The 17,075-nt window shown below is 69.9% G+C and carries 16 protein-coding genes; 5 read left to right on the top strand and 11 right to left on the bottom strand.

The features are described from left to right. Nucleotides 1–2: 2 nt before the first annotated feature. From AB0H43_RS06165 to AB0H43_RS06155, 3 genes are all read right to left on the bottom strand, one after another. Nucleotides 3–2,042, bottom strand: coding sequence for an MFS transporter (locus tag AB0H43_RS06165; RefSeq protein ID WP_359997256.1), 2,040 nt, complete (start codon nt 2,040–2,042; stop codon nt 3–5). A 199-nt stretch (nt 2,043–2,241) separates the two neighbouring features. Then, complete coding sequence (locus AB0H43_RS06160) at nt 2,242–3,786, bottom strand: alpha-L-arabinofuranosidase B (protein WP_359997254.1); 1,545 nt, start codon at nt 3,784–3,786, stop codon at nt 2,242–2,244. Between the two features lie 231 nt (nt 3,787–4,017). Continuing rightward, a complete protein-coding gene (locus AB0H43_RS06155; protein WP_359997251.1) occupies nt 4,018–4,542 on the bottom strand; it encodes a hypothetical protein in 525 nt (174 codons plus the stop codon). A 151-nt stretch (nt 4,543–4,693) separates the two neighbouring features. On the opposite strand from AB0H43_RS06155, the gene AB0H43_RS06150 reads away from it, so the two are divergent. Both AB0H43_RS06150 and AB0H43_RS06145 read left to right on the top strand, forming a co-directional pair. After that, nucleotides 4,694–4,999 (top strand): hypothetical protein, encoded by a 306-nt coding sequence (locus tag AB0H43_RS06150; RefSeq protein ID WP_359997248.1) that lies wholly within the window; start codon nt 4,694–4,696, stop codon nt 4,997–4,999. A gap of 1 nt (nt 5,000) precedes the next feature. Next, on the top strand, nt 5,001–7,478 hold the full coding sequence (locus AB0H43_RS06145) for an ATP-dependent Clp protease ATP-binding subunit (RefSeq protein WP_359997246.1): 2,478 nt from the start codon (nt 5,001–5,003) through the stop codon (nt 7,476–7,478). On the opposite strand, the gene AB0H43_RS06140 is transcribed toward AB0H43_RS06145, so the two are convergent. The 5 genes from AB0H43_RS06140 to AB0H43_RS06120 all read right to left on the bottom strand — a co-directional run bounded on the left by AB0H43_RS06140 (nt 7,438) and on the right by AB0H43_RS06120 (nt 10,752). Beyond that, nucleotides 7,438–8,112, bottom strand: coding sequence for a rhomboid family intramembrane serine protease (locus tag AB0H43_RS06140; protein ID WP_359997243.1), 675 nt, complete (start codon nt 8,110–8,112; stop codon nt 7,438–7,440). The two genes, AB0H43_RS06145 and AB0H43_RS06140, sit on opposite strands and share 41 nt — an antisense overlap. Before the next feature lie 8 nt (nt 8,113–8,120). Next, nucleotides 8,121–8,540, bottom strand: coding sequence for a hypothetical protein (locus AB0H43_RS06135; protein WP_359997241.1), 420 nt, complete (start codon nt 8,538–8,540; stop codon nt 8,121–8,123). A 33-nt stretch (nt 8,541–8,573) separates the two neighbouring features. After that, nucleotides 8,574–9,113, bottom strand: coding sequence for a hypothetical protein (locus AB0H43_RS06130; RefSeq protein WP_359997239.1), 540 nt, complete (start codon nt 9,111–9,113; stop codon nt 8,574–8,576). A gap of 30 nt (nt 9,114–9,143) precedes the next feature. After that, nucleotides 9,144–10,328, bottom strand: coding sequence for a sigma-70 family RNA polymerase sigma factor (locus tag AB0H43_RS06125; RefSeq protein ID WP_359997441.1), 1,185 nt, complete (start codon nt 10,326–10,328; stop codon nt 9,144–9,146). An 88-nt stretch (nt 10,329–10,416) separates the two neighbouring features. Further along, entirely contained in the window at nt 10,417–10,752 is a 336-nt protein-coding gene (locus AB0H43_RS06120) for a YciI family protein (protein WP_359997236.1), read from the bottom strand. Between the two features lie 347 nt (nt 10,753–11,099). On the opposite strand from AB0H43_RS06120, the gene AB0H43_RS06115 reads away from it, so the two are divergent. After that, nucleotides 11,100–13,460, top strand: coding sequence for an EAL domain-containing protein (locus tag AB0H43_RS06115; RefSeq protein WP_359997233.1), 2,361 nt, complete (start codon nt 11,100–11,102; stop codon nt 13,458–13,460). Here the strand turns inward: AB0H43_RS06115 and AB0H43_RS06110 are convergent. Then, entirely contained in the window at nt 13,427–13,975 is a 549-nt protein-coding gene (locus AB0H43_RS06110) for a hypothetical protein (protein WP_359997230.1), read from the bottom strand. The genes AB0H43_RS06115 and AB0H43_RS06110 overlap by 34 nt on opposite strands. Nucleotides 13,976–14,062: 87 nt before the next feature. On the opposite strand from AB0H43_RS06110, the gene AB0H43_RS06105 reads away from it, so the two are divergent. Then, complete coding sequence (locus AB0H43_RS06105; protein ID WP_359997227.1) at nt 14,063–15,004, top strand: hypothetical protein; 942 nt, start codon at nt 14,063–14,065, stop codon at nt 15,002–15,004. Here AB0H43_RS06105 and AB0H43_RS06100 read toward each other — a convergent pair. After that, nucleotides 14,973–15,641, bottom strand: coding sequence for a TetR/AcrR family transcriptional regulator C-terminal domain-containing protein (locus AB0H43_RS06100; protein WP_359997226.1), 669 nt, complete (start codon nt 15,639–15,641; stop codon nt 14,973–14,975). The genes AB0H43_RS06105 and AB0H43_RS06100 overlap by 32 nt on opposite strands. Before the next feature lie 65 nt (nt 15,642–15,706). Between AB0H43_RS06100 and AB0H43_RS06095 the strand changes: the two genes are divergently transcribed. Next, the gene (locus tag AB0H43_RS06095; RefSeq protein WP_359997223.1) at nt 15,707–16,681 is read left to right on the top strand and encodes a hypothetical protein; all 975 of its coding nucleotides are present in this window, start codon (nt 15,707–15,709) and stop codon (nt 16,679–16,681) included. On the opposite strand, the gene AB0H43_RS06090 is transcribed toward AB0H43_RS06095, so the two are convergent. Beyond that, entirely contained in the window at nt 16,667–17,029 is a 363-nt protein-coding gene (locus AB0H43_RS06090; protein WP_359997220.1) for an MmcQ/YjbR family DNA-binding protein, read from the bottom strand. The two genes, AB0H43_RS06095 and AB0H43_RS06090, sit on opposite strands and share 15 nt — an antisense overlap. Nucleotides 17,030–17,075 lie beyond the last annotated feature (46 nt).

The raw sequence follows: 17,075 nt of genomic DNA, 5'->3' as shown, positions 1-17,075 counted from the left end.
GGTCAGGAGCGGCCGGAGAGGACCAGCTCGTCGCGCTGATCGCTGGTGACCAACTCGCGGGCGGCCAACCGAAGTGCCGCGCGGAACTCGTCCTCGGTCATCTCATCGACCACAGTGGTGTCACCGACCTCCCGCTGCAGCCACGCCGCCCACGCCTCGGCGAGCCGCTCGAACTCTGCTCGGCCGATGGGCGTCAACTCCAGGTCGTCGCCGTCCACTGTGACGAACCCGGCTTCGACGCAGTCGCGCACGCTCGGCTCCAGGATCGCGTCCGGCAGGTCGTGACTGCGGGCGATGGCCGAGATCCGGGCGCCGCCGCGATGCTGGTCGAACAGTGCCACATGGGCCACGCACCACGCTTGTGCTGTGTCGAGGCTGCTGCTGGACGCCGCGACGATGCCGGGCGCGGCGGCCGGTCCCTTGCTCAGCCAGATCCGGGAGATCGCCTTCTCCAGGATCGGCACCCGGTCCGAACTGCGCGGCGTCGCGAAGCCCTCGTCGAGGTCGCCCGCGGCCGCCCGCGCGGTGTCTCGTAACGGCACCTCCTTGAGCAGCAGTGCGATGAGCACCGCCAGCACGGCGACCGGCACCGCCCAGCGGAACACCGTCTGCAGCGAGGAGGCGTACGCGTCGACGACGAGCGACTTGAACGGCTCGGGCAGTGCGTGCACCCCCTCCGGAGTGGACAGGAACTGCGGATTCACGCCGGTGGGGAGCTGAGCCGACGCCGAGGCGACCTTGTCCGACAGGGCGTTGCTGTAGATCGTGCCGAAGACGGCGACGCCGAAGCAGCTGCCCAGCGTACGCAGGAAGCTCACCCCGGAGGTGGCCACGCCCAGGTCGGCGTACGGGACGGCGCTCTGCACGACGATCGTCAGCACCTGCATGCTGAGGCCGATGCCGAGGCCCAGGATGAACAGGAACAGCGACACGGTGATGATCGACGACGAGGCGCTCATGGTCGAGAGCAGGAACAGCCCGGCAGCGGTCACCGCGTTGCCGACGATCGGGAACAGCTTGTACCGGCCGGTCCGCCCGACGATCGTGCCGGACGCGATCGAGGTGATGAACAGGCCGATCACCATCGGGATCATGCGCAGCCCGGACTCGGTCGCCGAGACGCCCTGGACGAACTGCATGAAGGTCGGCAGATAGGTGAGCGCGCCGAACATGGCGAAGCCGACCAGGAAGCTGAGCGCGCCGCACACCGTGAACACGGGGTTGGCGAACAGTCTCAGGGGCAGCATCGGTTCCCGGGCGCGCCGTTCAACCAGTACGAAGAGCGCGAAGCCGACGACGGCGCCGATGCCGAGCCCGATGATGATCGGCGAGTCCCAGTCGTACTCGACGCCGCCCCAACTGGTCAGCAGGATCGCGGCGCTGGACGCGGCGGCGATGACGGCGATGCCGAGGTAGTCGATGATGGGCCGGGCGCCGCGGGCGACCGCGGGCATCGTCGTGAACGAGACGATCATGACCAGGATGCCGAGCGGCACGTTGACGTAGAAGGCCCACCGCCACGACAGATGGTCGGTGAACAGGCCGCCGAGCAGCGGGCCGAAGACGGAGGACAAGCCGAACACGGCCCCCATCGCGCCCTGGTACTTGCCGCGTTGCCGCAACGGGATGTAGTCCGCGATAAGGGCCATCGCGGTGACCATCAGGCCGCCCGCGCCGATGCCCTGCACGCCCCGCCAGACGATCAGCCAGATCATGGAGTTGGCCAGCCCGCAGAACGCCGACGCCACCACGAACACGACCACGCTGACCTGGAAGATCAACCGCCGTCCGAACAGGTCGCCCAGCTTGCCCGCGATCGCCGTCGCGATCGTCTCCGCCAACATGTAGGCCGTGACCACCCAGGACAGGTGGGTGGCGCCGCCGAGATCGCCGACGATGGTGGGCAGCGCCGTGCTCACGATCGTCTGATCGAGCGCGGCGAGCAGCATGCCGAGCGCGATGGTGGCGAAGATCGCGTTCCGCCGACGGGAGGTCAGCGGCGGCGCGCTTCCCGCGGCGGTCTCGGCCGTGGCAGCGGTCATGCTCCGATCATGGCGGGTCGATGCCCCTGTTGTACGCAGATTGTCCGAATAGCCCCAGGGTGTCGTTGGGGCGCTGGATCAGGGATCTGGGTCGAATCATGGCGCAAGATTCGACCGAGATCCCTGATCCAGCGCCACATTGAGCGGGCCGACGGGAGTGCGCCGGCCGGCGTCATGATCAACGGGGCGTGTCAGTGCGTCACGGGGTCCACGGGGAGGTGACGACCCAGCTCGAGTCGTCGCCCCACAGCGCGGTCGCGTCGAACGTGTTGGAGCCGCCGTAGCTGGCGATGTAGAGGCTGTTGTTGTAGTGGCGCAGGTCGCGGTTGGAGAAGTTGTAGGACTGGAGCGAGATGCCCTGTCCGTTCACTCCGGTGGTCGGGCAGAACGTGGCGTCGTTGGCGAACAATAGACTGCCGTCGTTGGCGTGCAGGTACAGCTGGTAGTTCTGGTGCCGCAGGTAACTGCCCGAGGTGTTGCGCGACTCGAAGGAGACGCAGGCGCTGTTGGCCAGGCCGGCCCGGACGATCCAGGTCGCGTTGGCCTTGTCCGTCGCCGAGCTGGACGAGGTCACCACGGAGGTCAACGTCGTCGCGCCGGAGTGGGAGATGTACCGCGTGGTGCAGCAGGCGGTGGTGGCGCGCAGCGAGACGACCGACCCGTTCGCGGGACCGACGCGGGCGGCGGTGGCGTACCCGGCTGCGGTGATGTTGGCCTGCACCGAGTTCTCCGTCGCGTCGGACGGGTAGCCCGAGGTCATGACGCCCTCGTAGAACGTGCCCGCGGCGCTGACGCTGTTGTCACCGCCGATGCCGAGGATGATCGCGCCCTCCTTCTTCATCGGGTTGTAGCCCGCCACGTTGGGGCGTACGCCGTTGTAGAAGGTGGACAGTGAGCCGGACTGTGCGTTGCCGCCCCGGATCGACCAGTGGTTCGGCTCGCCCTTGACGATCGCCGTCAGGAACCGGTGGCTGATCGACGGGTCGTTGGCGTTGTATCCGGCGTTCACCCCGGAGAAGAGGCCGTTCTCCAGGTCGGCCATGATCCACGGGCCGTTCCCGGTGCCGTACCCCCAGGCCTTGATGTTGCCGAAGTAGATCGCCTCCATGGTGCCGTTGCCGTTGTCGCGGCTGTTCGTCTCGGCGTTGCCGTAGTCGAAGCAGCAGCCGGCGTTGTAGTGCGTGCCGTCGAAGATGGCGTACATCCCCTCGGGCTGGTCGCCCTTGGCGATGCCGTTGGTGGCGTTGTTCCGGTATCCCGTGCCGGGCGACACGAACACCCCGTACGCCTTGTGCCCGCCGACCATGATCGGCGCCATCGTCGCGGGTGCGAGGTTGTCGTAGCCGCCCGCGGCCGGCCCGCTGAATCCGCCGGGCGGGGCCTGGGTGAGGTGGTTGCCCCGGCCGGACTGGTCGTAGATCACGGAGATGACGCAGTACGTGCCGGCGCAGAAGGAGTCCTGCGGGGCGGAGTTGACGTATCCGCCGGCGGACAACAGGCCGATGTTGAGGGTGGCGTTGTCGGAGGAGCGGCGTACCTGATAGAGCGAACCGTTGTACGCGCCGTAGAGCGCGCGGGTCGTGCTGTGGGCGGCGACGCAGGGCGTGCCGCCGGAGGCGTAGATGTCGCAGGGGCCGGTGGTGGCGGCCTGTGAGGTGCCGCCTCCGGTGAGCAGGCTGGCGACGAGTGCCGCCGCGGCTGTGAGGGCCAGGACGGCGGGACGTGGACGGCCGAATAGGGCCATGGGTGGTGACCTCCTTGCGGGGCGGTGGAGGGCGAACCGTGAGTTGGGCTCGGTTCACCCGCGCAAAGGTGGTCGGTCCTGGGGACGGCGGTCCGGCCATGTGAGCGTTAACATAGCCGACCGGAAATCTCCTGGCAACACTTAAATTTTTCGATCGCCGGATCGTTCGCCGCGTCGGCCCGCCCGGCAGAGCCCTTACCAGAGCCCTTACCGAAGCCCTTACCGAAGCCCCTACCAGAGCCAGCGGGCCTGGGCGGTCAGCCGCCGCCACCAGGGCGCGAGGCTGTACCGCAGCCCGGCTCCGGTGACCGCGATCGCGATGATCACGAAGGCGTAGATCAGGTGGTCGTCGAGGAACGGGTTGCTGCTGATCGGCAACGCGGTGAGCCACATCAGGAAGAGCAGGATCGTGCCGGTGACGGCGGCGATCCGCATGCCGATGCCGAGCATGAGGGCCAGGCCGATGCCGCAGAGCCCGATCATAAACAGCCAGTCCGCCCACGCCTTGCCCGCGAGGTCGTTGAACGTGTCGGCGAAGGTGCCCTTGAGCCCGGACAGGTAGCCCTTGGTCGGCGAGCCGCCGTTGATCCAGCTCTTCTCCTCGGGGGTGGACTTGCCGAGGCCGAAGAGCTTGTCCAGGAACGCCCAGAAGAAGATGAACCCGATGGCGACCCGGGTCACGGCGAACATCGCCTCGCCGAAGCCGCCCGAGCCGACCTGGTCCGCCCGGTCGCTCGGCAGTCGATGTTGACTCATGTGATCAGCGTATGGGGAATTATCTGCCGGTTTTCCGGATATCCCGGATTCGACACGATCATTCGGCCGCGCTACTAGCGTGAGGACGAGGGCGCCGGTACGGCGTCCGTCGATCGGCTACGCGGATCGATCAGCTAACGGGGAGTCGGCGATGAAGTCCATGAAGAAGGCAGCCCCCGCCTCTGGCCGGGGCCGGAAGATGGCGGTCGCCGGGGTCGCAGCCACCGGGCTGGCGGCCGGGGCGGCGTACCTCGCCTATCGGCGCCGCCGCAACAGCGACGGCGGCATGCTCGACGAGGAGACCATGCTCGGTATCGCGTCCGCGCCACCGGCCGGCTCGTCCGGAGCCGACTCGGAGACGTCCGGCGCGGAGGCGGCCGGCGTCCAGATGAACGCGCCGGAGCCGATGACCGAGTCGATCGCCGAGCTGGCGCACGGCGTGAACGACCCGCAGTGACATGTCGATCGACGGGATGGCCGGACTGACCGGCCGGGGCTTCGACGACCTCATCAACCGGTTCTTCGGCGGCGACCCGTTCGCGGCCCGGCCGGTCCAGCGGGTGGACCTCTCGCGTCTGCTGTCCGACCAGGCCCGGGAGCTGGTCGAGCTGGCCGCCACCCAGGCCGGGCACTGGGGTTCGCACGAGATGGACGTGACGGACCTGTTGTGGGCGGCGACCCAGCAGGATCCGACGCGACGGCTGCTGAGCACGGCGGGCGCCGATCCCGACCAACTCGCCGAGCAGATGGCGGAGGCGCACGAGCGCGGTCCGTCGGGTGGTCCGGCCTCGCAGCTGACGCCCGCCGCGAAACGGGCGCTACTGGACGCGCACACCCAGTCCCGGCAGTCGGGCTCCTCCTACATCGGGCCGGAGCACATCCTGCTCGGAATCGCCGCCAATCCCGACACCGTCGCCGGTCAGGCGCTGCGTACGCTGGTCACTCCGGCCACACCAGGGCAGCCGCCGGGGGCGAAACCGCCGAGCGAGACGCCGACGCTGGACGAGTACGGGCAGGACCTGACGAGCCGCGCCGAGGCCGGCGAACTCGATCCCGTCGTCGGGCGGGAAGCCGAGATCCAGGACACGATCGAGATCCTCTCGCGGCGTACCAAGAACAATCCCGTCCTGATCGGCGACCCCGGCGTGGGCAAGACCGCGATCGTCGAAGGCATCGCGCAGCGCATCGTCAACGGCGACGTGCCGGAGACGCTGTCCGGCAAGCGAGTGGTCGTCCTCGACCTCGCGGGCATGGTGGCGGGCAGCAAGTACCGGGGCGACTTCGAGGAGCGCCTGAAGAAGGTCATCGACGAGGTACGCGCGGCCGGCGGCGACGTGATCCTGTTCCTCGACGAGCTGCACACCGTCGTGGGGGCGGGCGCCGGCGGCGAGGGCGCGATGGACGCGGGCAACATGCTCAAGCCGGCGCTGTCCCGGGGTGAGCTGCACGTTGTCGGCGCGACCACGCTGGAGGAGTACCGCAAGCACATCGAGAAGGACTCCGCGCTCGAACGGCGGTTCCAGCCCGTGCTCGTCCCAGAGCCGTCCGTCGACGACACGATCGCGATCCTGAAGGGACTGCGCGACCGCTACGAGGCGCATCACCAGGTACGCATCCTGGACGCCGCGTTGACCGCAGCGGCCGACCTGTCCAACCGCTACATCACCAATCGATTCCTGCCGGACAAGGCGATCGACATCATCGACCAGGCCGGTGCGCGCGTACGCCTGCGGTCGCGCATGCCGAAGCCGGACACCCGCGACGCCGAGGAGCAGGTGGCGAAGCTGCAGCGGGAGAAGGACGCGGCCGTCCGCAACGAGGAGTACGCCAAGGCGGACCAGCTGAAGGCGGCCATGGCCGACGCCGAGGACCACCTCGCCCGGCTCAAGGGGCAGACGGGCGCCGTCCCCGAGGTCGGCGTGCCGGACATCGCCGACGTCGTGGCCCGGCGTACCGGGATTCCGGTGGCGCAGCTGACCGAGGCGGAACGCGACCGGCTGCTCAAGCTGGAGGAGCACCTGCATCAGCGCGTGGTCGGGCAGGACGAGGCGGTGACGGCGGTCGCAGAGGCGGTACGCCGCGCACGCGCCGGACTCGGCGACCCGAAGCGACCGGACGGCTCCTTCCTGTTCCTGGGACCGACCGGGGTCGGCAAGACCGAGCTGGCCCGTACGCTCGCCGAGGCGCTCTTCGGCGACGAGGACGGCATGGTCCGCTTCGACATGAGCGAGTTCCAGGAGAAGCACACGGTCAGCCGGCTCGTCGGGGCGCCACCGGGATACGTCGGCTACGACGACGCCGGGCAGCTGACCGAGGCGGTCCGCCGGCGTCCGTACAGCGTGCTGTTGTTCGACGAGATCGAGAAGGCCCACCCGGACGTCTTCAACATCCTGTTGCAGCTGCTCGACGACGGGCGGCTGACCGACGGCCAGGGGCGTACCGTCGACTTCAGCAACACGGTCGTGGTGATGACCAGCAACATCGGCGCGGACCGCATCCTCGCCGCGCAGACGGCAGGCAAGGACGTGTCGGCGCTGCGCGACGAGCTGATGGAGCTGCTGGGGCAGCGGTTCCGGCCCGAGTTCCTGAACCGGATCGACGACGTCATCATCTTCACCGGCCTGACCCAGACGGAGCTGCGGCAGATCACCGAGCTGCTGCTCGACGGCACCCGACGCCGCCTCAAGTCGCAGGACATCACGCTCGAGGTGACTCCGGACGCGGTCGACTGGCTGGCCGAACGCGGCCACCAGCCCGAGTACGGCGCCCGCCCGCTACGCCGGGCACTGCAGCGTGAGCTGGACGGGCCGCTGTCGAAGATGGTCTTGTCGGGTCAGGTGACCGAGGGTGACACGGCCACGGTCGGCGTGGCCGACGGCAAGCTCGACTTCCAGGTCACCTCGCCGGAGCGGACCGCGGAGCCGGCCCCGGCATGACGGCGGCGGCGGCGACGCCGAACAACAGAGATGCCCCGTGATGGTCCTGCCTCACCAGCAGGACCAGACCGGCCAGCGGCACCAGGACGGCCAGAATCCGGGTGCCGCGGCCGGTCTTTTCCAGCACGCCGTTGACCGCCACCACGACCACCACTCCGATCACCACGGCGATCCAGCCGCCGAAGTGCGTACCGGTCAGCGCCACGGCGTACAGCGTCGCGAAGAGACCGGCGTTCGGCGGCAGCGTCGCCCGGTTCAGCAGCACGGCCGCGGCCAGTCCGCCGACGAGGCCGCAGACCGCGACGGAGTTGCCGCCACCGGGCGGCTCCCAGGCGTAGCCGAGCGCCTGCCCGACCAGGCCGGCCCCCACGTAGAGCACCGACCAGCGCCAACGCCCCAGGTACGCCTCGACGAGGTACCCGAAGACGGCAAGGGTGAGCAGATTGAACACGAGCTGCGTCCAGCCGTCTGACTGCACCAGCAACGCCGTGACCAGACGTCCGGCTCCGCCCGCCGAGAAGCCGGCCGGATCGCGTTCCAACGCCCGCAGCACGTCCCCGTCAGCGGCGGCCCACAGGTTGACGACAGCGGTGACGACGAAGACCGAACCGGTCAGCCAGGGGATCCTCCGCACGCCGGTGATCATGCCTGAGCCGAGATCAGCCGGGCGACCGCCCGGTCGGCAGCGGCGCGTACGCGGGGAACGGGGTCGTCCCGCAGCTCGGCCACGGCCGGCCCGGCCTCTGCCACCAGATGCCTCGCGACCACCTTCGCCGCCATCTCGCGTACGCGCCACGCCTCGTCGCCGAACGCCCCGATCACCGCGGCAGTGGCGCTGTCGTCCCACGACCACAGCAGCCCTCGCATGGCCCAGACCCGGAACCAGTACGTGTCGTGATGTTCCTCGCCGTCGAAGTACTTGTCGGCCCCGCGCCCGGCGACCGACCGCAACAGCCGCAGATCCGTCTCGCCCCGCAGCAGCGCCAGACAGTCGGCGAGCACCGCCGCCTTGCCCCGGCGACGGCACTCCGCCTCGATCAACTCACGCGGCGTCAACTCCACGCCGCCGACTATGACAGACCGGTGCGACAGCCCTTAGACGCTGGACGCGGCGGCCGAGGCCGACCGGTTGCCCCGGGCCACCAACCGCAGCGCCTGTGCGATCGCGATCGCCTCCAGCGCCGACATCACCGGCGCGAGCAGCTCGAAGGCGTACGAGTCGGGGCGGAACGTGAACGTGCCCGTGGTCGGCTGGATCCGGCCGACCAGACCATGCCGGCCGTAGAACTCGAACCTCCGGTCCGACCACACGCTGACCTGCCGCACCGCCAACTGACCGCCGGCCGCCAGAATCAGCTCGGCCCCGTTGAACGGCCGCCACGCGCCCGGCGTCAGCTCGATGACGCGCCGTCCGTCGAGCGTACGCACCGGAAACCGCCGCCGGAACAGACCCTCCGGCCGGCACTCGGCCACGATCGAGCCGGTCAGGTCGGTGATCTCGAAACGCTGGGTCCAGGTGTGCCACACGATCCCGGCGATCGGGCGGCCGTCCGGCAGCAGGACCGGCGTACTGGTGTTCAGGAACTCCTTGTCGGGGAGGTAGAGCGTCCCGCTGAACGGGGCGAACAACGTCATATCCCCGAAGGTAACCGCCATTCGCAAGGGCTAGTCGGGTAGCGCGGCGAGGCGTTCTTCGAGGAAGGCACGTTCGACCTCGTTCTCCGTGAGCATGAGCGCCTCGGTGAACGCCAGCCGCGCCTCGACGATCCGGCCGAGCCGCTCGAGGAACTCGGCGCGGGCCACTGCCAGGTATGCGTACCGGGCGAGTTGGGGTTCGGCGCTCAGCTCGTCGAGCGCGTGCAGTCCGGCGAGCGGACCGTGGGCGAAGCCCACGGCGACGGCCCGGTTCAGGGCGACGACGGGGGAGGGCCAGGTCGCCATCAGCAGGTCGTAGAGGCCGACGAGTTCCGCCCAATCGGTCGCCGCCCAGCTCGGGGCTTCGCTGTGGACCGCGGCGATGGCGGCCATCAGGGCGTACCGGCTCGGTGGGCGGCTGCGCAGCGCTTCGCGTACCAGCTGGGTTCCTTCGGAGATGGCCTGGCGGTCCCAAAGGGAGCGGTCCTGCTGGCCGAGGAGCACGAGCCGGCCTCCCGGATCGGTCCGGGCGCCGCTGCGCGCGTCGGTGAGCAGGATGAGCGCGAGCAGGGCGGCGACGCCGGTGTCGCGTGGCAGGAGTTCGCGCAGCATGCGGGCCAGGTCGAGGGAGCGCTGGACGAGGTCCGCGCGGATGAGACCGGTGCCGGACGGCGCGGTGTGACCGGTCGTGTAGAGCAGGTGGACGACGGACAGCACGGCCTCGACGCGGGCCGGGAGATCGGCAGAAGACGGTACGCGGTAAGGGATCCGCGCGTTCGCGATCTTCTTCTTGGCACGCGTGATCCGGGCGGCCATGGTCGGCTCGCTGACCAGGAAGGCGCGGGCGACCTCTGCCGTGGTGAGCCCGCAGAGCAGTCGGAGGGTGAGCGCGACCTGGGCTTCGACCGCGAGACCAGGGTGGCAGCAGGTGAAGATCAGCCGTAGCCGGTCGTCGGGGATGTCCGGAGTGTCCAAGGCGCTCTCCGGGCCGGGGAGCGTGGGATCATCCAGGAGCAGCGGGAGATGCCGCCGGGCGGTCTGATCGCGACGGAGAAGATCGAGCGCACGATTGCGGGCGGCGGTTGTGAGCCAGGCGCCGGCCCGTGCGGGGACCCCCGATGTGGGCCAGGCCGACAAGGCGCTGGCGTACGCGTCCTGGACGCACTCCTCGGCGAGATCGAGATCGCGGGTGACGCGCACCGTCGCGGCGAGCACGAAGGCCCACTCGCGACGGTGTGCGTCGGCGACGGCGGCCGCGACCTCGGCCGGAGCCGGCAAGCGGATCGCGGTCACGGGGTATGTCCTACTCGAATTCCATGATCGGGCGCACCTCGACGCCGCCGTCGGGCATCGGGCAGTCCTTCGCGACGGCGATCGCCTCATCGAGGTCGGCCGCCTGGATGAGGTAGTACCCGCCCAGCGCCTCCTTGATTTCGGCGAACGGACCGTCGGTGATGGTGCCGTCGGTCCGGATGGTCGTGGCGGTCTTGGTCGACTGGAGCGCCTCGCCGCCGAGAATGGCCGGCCCGTGCTTCGCGGCGAACGCGTTGTGGGCGGTCATCATGGCGTCGAACTCGGCCGGCGTGGCGTTCTCCCAGGCCTGCTCGTCGCCGTGGATCAGGATGAGGTACTTGGCCATGGTCGTGGCCCTTCCGATCGGTGACCCGGGAATCGGGTCGTTCGAAACTCCGACGTGCGAGGATCGCCGGGATCGACAGTACGCCGACGGGATTTCCGGCGGCTTTTCCGGCCAGATCATGGATATACCTGCGATCTTGGACCAAGATCGCAGGTATAACCGTGATCCGGCGGGAACGGGGCTGGCGGGAACGGGGCTGGCAGGAACGGGTCCGCGAGCGGGGCTGAGCAGGAGAGGGAGAAATGTCGTATTTGCGCCGACTGCTGGAACCCTCGCTATCGTTGGGCGGACGTTGATATCGTTTCTCATCCGCCGCGCCGCGAGCATCCCAGCAGGGGGGTGTGCCCATGCCCCATAAGTCTCCGACGCAGGCCTGGAGGGTTTTCCTGGCGGGCGGGCTCGTCGCAGCGGCGTTGTACGCCTTCGTCCCGAACCCGATCGTCAGCGGGCTTGCGTTCAGTGCGGTCGGCCTCGGTGCCGGTGTCGCGATAGTCCTCGGCATCCGCCGCTACCGGCCGCGGCCGTCCTGGCCTTGGCGTCTGCTGTCGGCCGCCTGTTTCCTGTTCCTGGCCGGGGCACTGCTGCGTACGATGCTGGACCAGCATTCCGGGCTCGGCGGGGTGCTGCCGGACTGTTTCACCATTCCCGGCTACCTGTGCATGTTCCTCGCGCTCGGCGGCTTCCTGCGGGCCCGGGTGGGCGACAAGCGGCATGCGGTCATCGACGGCCTGCTCATCGGGGTCGGCGTGACCATCATGTTCACCATGTTCTTCGCCGTGCCGGCGGCCTCGATCAGCGGGCGGGAGGCGGCCGTCTCGGCGCTGGCCGGGGTCTATCCGCTGCTCGACGGAATCCTCGTGCTGCTGGTCGCCAATCTCGCCTTCGCGACCCGGCGGGGTCCGGCGTTCACCATGCTGCTGGGCTGCATGGCGTTGCTGCTGACCGGCGACGTCGCGTACGCGATCATCGGCACCGAGGGGGAGTTGGTCGGCTCGCCGCTGCTGGACCTGCCGTTCCTCCTGGGCTTCACGCTCATCGGCGCTTCGGGGCTGCACCCCTCGATGGCCGACATCGGCCGGCAGGCCAGTCTGCCGATCCAGGCGTGGTCGGCTCGCCGCCTGCTGTTGATCGCTCCGGCGCTCGCCGTCCCGTTCGTCCTCGGTGTCCTGATCGAGCAGCCGACGGCGTTCGACCGGATCCTGCTGGCCGTCGGCGGGGCGGCCATCGTGGCGCTGCTGCTCGCGCGGGCGGTCTCCGCCGTCCGCGGGTACGCAGCAGCCCAGCACCGGTACGAGCACCAGGCGACCCATGACTCCCTGACCGGGCTGGCGAACCGGTCGCTGTGGTTCACCGAGGTACGCCAGTTGCTGGCGCACCCGATCGAGGGCCAGGAGGTCTGGGTCTACTTCCTGGATCTGGACGGCTTCAAGTACGTCAACGACTCCCGGGGGCACATGGCGGGCGACCAGGTCATCGCCGAGGTCGCCGGTCGGCTCCGGGCGTGTGCCCCGGCGGCGGCCCATATCGCCCGGATCGGCGGCGACGAGTTCGTGGTGGCGTACCGGGCGAGCCGGGAGGACGCCCTCACGCTGGCCGAGGTGATCCTGCAGACGATGCGGCAGACCTTGCGGATGCCGGCCGCCGACGTCGTCGTGAGCGTCTCGATCGGCATCTCCAGCTCGACCCGGTCTGCCGCGACGAGGGCGGAGACCGCGTCCGCGACCGGCGAGAACGCCGCGGCGAAGGCCGGCGAGCCGGCCGGTGCAGACACGGCGACCGTCACCGCCGAGGATCTGCTACGCGACGCCGACACGGCGATGTATCAGGCGAAGGCGAACGGCCGCGACGGCTGGGTCATCTTCGACCCGGTCATGCGCGACCGCGTCCGCGAGCGGATCGACATCGACCTGGCGCTGCGGGAGGCGATGGCGCTGGGCCAGCTGCACCTCGCCTTCCAGCCGGTGGCGCACATGCCGAGCGGCCAGATCGTCGGCGCCGAGGCGCTGCTGCGCTGGACGCATCCCGAGCGCGGCCTGATCGGGCCGGCCACCTTCATCCCGGTCGCCGAGGAGTCGGGGCTGATCATCGAGCTCGGGCGCTGGGTGATGCACGAGTCGCTGTGGCAGCTCGCGCAGTGGCGGGCCGAGGGAGTGGTCGCCGAGCACTTCTGGCTGTCGATCAACGTCTCCCCGCGGCAGCTGCGCGACGCCCGGCTGCCGGGCGAGGTGGGCGCGGCGCTCCGGGAGTACGGCCTGCCCGCGTCGGCGGTGGCGATCGAGCTGACCGAGTCGGTGATGATCGAGCCGTCCGGCGCCGTCGACCAGACCCTCCGCGCGTTGCGGGAACTGGGGGTGAGTCTGGTCGTCGACGACTTCGGCACCGGCTTTTCCGCCCTGGGCTATCTGCGGAACTATCCCGTCACCGGGGTGAAGATCGACAAGTCGTTCGTGGTCGGGCTCGGGCACAACCCCGAGGACGAGGCGATCGTCCGGGCGGTGGCCGCGATGAGCGAGGCGCTCCAGCTCACCGTGGTGGCCGAAGGGGTGCAAGACGAAGCCCAACGCGACCTGCTGTCCCGGATCGGCGTCAGCTACGGCCAGGGCTGGCTCTGGGGCCACGCGGTGAGCGCCGGGGACTTCGCGCGACGCTGGTCGGTCGCGCCGCCGGTGCGGATTCAGGCCGGCGCGTCGAGGCTGAACGCCCAGTAGGTCTGCACGTCGATCTCCTCGGTCACCATCGCCGGGGTGAGGTCTTTGAGCGTCCGGGTGATGGCGCCGGCGAGCCCGAGCGAGATGTTGACACCGCAGATGTCGAGGGCGGCGACGCCGCCGGCGGCCTGGATCGGCCGCCACATCTGCGAGATGACCTGCTCGAAGATGCCGCTGTGCCGGTAGTCGGGGTGGATCGCGAAGAAGCCGAGGTACCAGATCTGCTTCTTGGCGAACTGGTCGGGCCATCTTGCGGCGAAGTACTCCGGGGACAACCAGGTCAGCGCGTCCAGCGCGTTCGTGAACGTCGCCAGCGCGACGACCTCGTCGTGGGCGGGATCGACCGCGAAGTGCTTTTCGATCCGTTTGTCCAGCATGACGACGTCGAACTCGTGCCGGTACAGGACGTTTCGCTCGACGGTGGCCGCCCGGAGCTCGTCGAAGGCGGCCGAGTACGTCTTCCAGGCCTGATCGAGCCGGGGCTGCTCCAGCTTCTCCGCCATTTCGTAACGCATCGTCACCTCCACTGGTTCTGCGCTCCAACTTAACTGTTGCAGGAGATGAGCGGGGTACCGCTCCCAAACCGGAGCAGACTGGTGAGTATGACCGCCGCCAGTTGGGCCGGCCTGTGCTGCCTGACCGCCTCCTGCGGCCAGTTCCTGATCCCGTCGCGCGTCTACACCCAGCCCACGGACGTCGTCTTCGGACTGCCGATCGTCCCGGTGGTGGTGCTGGGCTTCTCGGCGACGTTGTTCACGACCGGGGTCGTCCTCCTGGGCGAGGGGATCTGTGGCCGGCTCGGTGCGCCGTCGTTGTGGACGCTCGCCGTCGGCGATCCGGCCCGCTTCGCCCGCGTCCTGCTGGCCGGGGCGGCGGCCGGGCTGGTCATGGAGGTCGTGGCCGCGTGGCTGGGCCGGCTCTGGAGCTATCCCTACTGGACGGTCTGGCTCTACGCGCTGATCGTCGTGCCCGGCTTCGCGTTCTACTGGCTGTCCATCGTGGAGAGTTATCTGGCGGTCAAGGCCGTCCTCGACCGGTTCGCGCGCCCGTCACGCTCCGTGGCCGCGCCGCGGTCCGCGACACTGCTGCTCATCGGGGGCTCCGCGCTGCTCGTGGCGGTCCTGCTCTACCTCCACTGGTACGCACAAGGCTATGTGCTGGCCGTCCAGCACCCGGTCGGCCACGCGCCCCCGTTCTGGTACGCCCTGGTCGCCTTCGGAGGCGTGGGGGCGACGGCCGAGGCGCTGCTGTCCCGGCGGGGCCGCCCGTCGTTGCTCGGCGCGATCCGGCGCGGCTACTGGACTCCGCCGGCCGCGATCGCCGGGGCGTCGGCGGTCCTGGGAGTGCTCATGGAGGTCCAGAACGCCGTGCACCACCATTGGGCGTACGCGAACTGGCCGGGCGGTTCCGTGGCGGGCGTCCCGGTGGCGGTGCTGGCCGCCTGGCCACTCCAGTACGCCGCTTTCCTCGTGCTGCCGTTGCTGCTGGCCCCGGAACTCGCCGCCCTCTTCTTCACCCGCCCCGCCGGGCAGCCGGCCCGGTGAGGCGGGCGGCGATGCCGTCCAGGACGACGTCGAGCCCGCCGTCGAAGGTGTCCGCCGGCCCGAGGTCGGCGAAGGCGCGCGCGAGCGTCGGGTACGCCCCACCGCCGACCGCCGTGGCGAGGTACCGCTGAACCTCGGGGGAGTCGGGTGCCCCCGCCTCCTGGGCCAGTGCCCCGGTGACGTAGCCGATGAAGGCGGTGCACGCCGCAGCCGCGCTCGCCGGGCCGAGGGCTCGATCGTAGAGCGCCGCCCAGACCCGTTCGACGAGCCGCAGGCCGTTCGGGCCGTACGGCGGGCGCGTGCCGAGCAGCGTGATCACCCAAGGGTGGCCGGCCGCGATCGTGCGCAGTTCCCGGGCGACCTTCCGCAGCGCCGGCCGCCACGCCGTCCGGGGACCGGGCAGCTCGACCAGCCCGTATGCCCAGTCGGCCAGCAGGTCCAAGAGGTCGTCCTTGGTCGCCAGGTAGGTGTAGAGCCGCATCGGCAGCACGTCGAGGGCGGCGGCCACCCGGCGCAGGGTCACGGCGTCGATGCCGTCGCGGTCGGCGAGCGCGACCGCGGTCGCCACGATCCGGTCGCGATCGAGCGGAACGCTGCGGCGGCGCTCGGCGACCGGCCGCTCCCACACCAGAGTCATGCGATACAGTGTATCGCAGTGATACGGTGTATCGGATTGGAGGACCGGTGATGCGGATCCGGGGCATGAATTACGACGTGGGAGCCGAGATGATCGCGGGTCGGCTGTCGCGGCCCGCCTTCGACGAGGCGACCGCCCGTGCTGAACTGACCGCGATCGCCACTGATCTGCGCTGCGACGCGGTCCGCATCTCGGGCGAGGACCCCCACCGGCTCGCCACCGCCGCCCGGATCGCCCATGAGCTCGGCATGGCCGTCTACCTGTCGCCGGTGCGGGGCAACCTGCGCGAGGCCGAGGCGTTGGCGTACGTGGCGGAGACGGCCGAGCTGGCCGAACAGCTGCGCGCCACCGGCGAGGTCGTCTTCGTGGCCGGATTGGAGGCCACCCTCTTCCAGCACGGGTTCTTCCCCGGCGACACCACACTCGACCGGATCACCCTCGCCTCCCGGCCGGTGCGGCTGCTGCTCGGCATGCTGCGTACCGGCGATCCGCACAAGCGGCTCAACGCGTACCTGGCGAAGGCGGTTGCCGTGATCCGCGAACGGTTCGGTGGTCCGGTTACCTACGCGAGCGGCTCCTGGGAGCGGGTCGACTGGACCCCGTTCGACCTCGTCGGCGTCAACCTCTACCGCAGCGCGAAGAACCGCACGAAGTACCGGCAGCTGCTCCGTGACTCCACCAAACACGGCAAGCCGGTGATCCTGACCGAGTTCGGCTGCTGCACCTATCGCGGCGCGGCGGATCGCGGCGGCATGGGCTGGGCGGCGCTCGATCGGTCCACGACGCCGGCCCGGCTCGCCGACGGCATCGTGCGCGACGAGACCGAGCAGGCCACCGAGCTGGCCGAGCTGCTGGCGATCTACCGCGAGGAGCCGGTCGACGGCGCCTTCGTCTTCACCTGGGCGAGCTACCTCTACCCATGGGACGACCGACCCGAGCACAACCTGGACACCGCCGGCTACGGCGTGGTCGCCGCGCTTCCGGACGGCACCTGGCGTCCCAAGGAGGCGTACGCCGTCCTGGCCTCAGCGCGCGTCTAGTCTCGCGACGAGCGACTTCGGCGCCACCACCCGGAACGCGTCCTCGGCGATCTCGGCCAGCTCGTCCCAGGCGATCTCGCCGTCGAGGCGTACGCCGACCCAGCCGCGGTGGCCGACGTAGGGCGGCCGGAAGTAGCGGTCCGGGTCGATCGCGATCAGCTCCTGCTGGGCCCCCAGCGGCGCGGCCGCCCACAGGTGCGGGAAGTCGTCGTCGTGGTGCCCCTCCGGCCACAGCGTCGCGATCGACTTCTTGTCGCGTACGAACCACGTCGGCGCACCGTGACTGGGCCTCTCGGTCACCTCCGGCAACGCCATGAACAGCGCGCGTACGCGCTCGACCAGGTCCATGTCCTCACGATAGTCGCAGTCCATCTCGGACGGTCGATCCCTGGTA

Origin of the sequence: Hamadaea sp. NPDC050747 (genome assembly GCF_040654195.1) — a bacterium.
Taxonomy (GTDB): domain Bacteria; phylum Actinomycetota; class Actinomycetes; order Mycobacteriales; family Micromonosporaceae; genus Hamadaea.
This window is presented reverse-complemented; position numbering and strand designations above follow the sequence as displayed.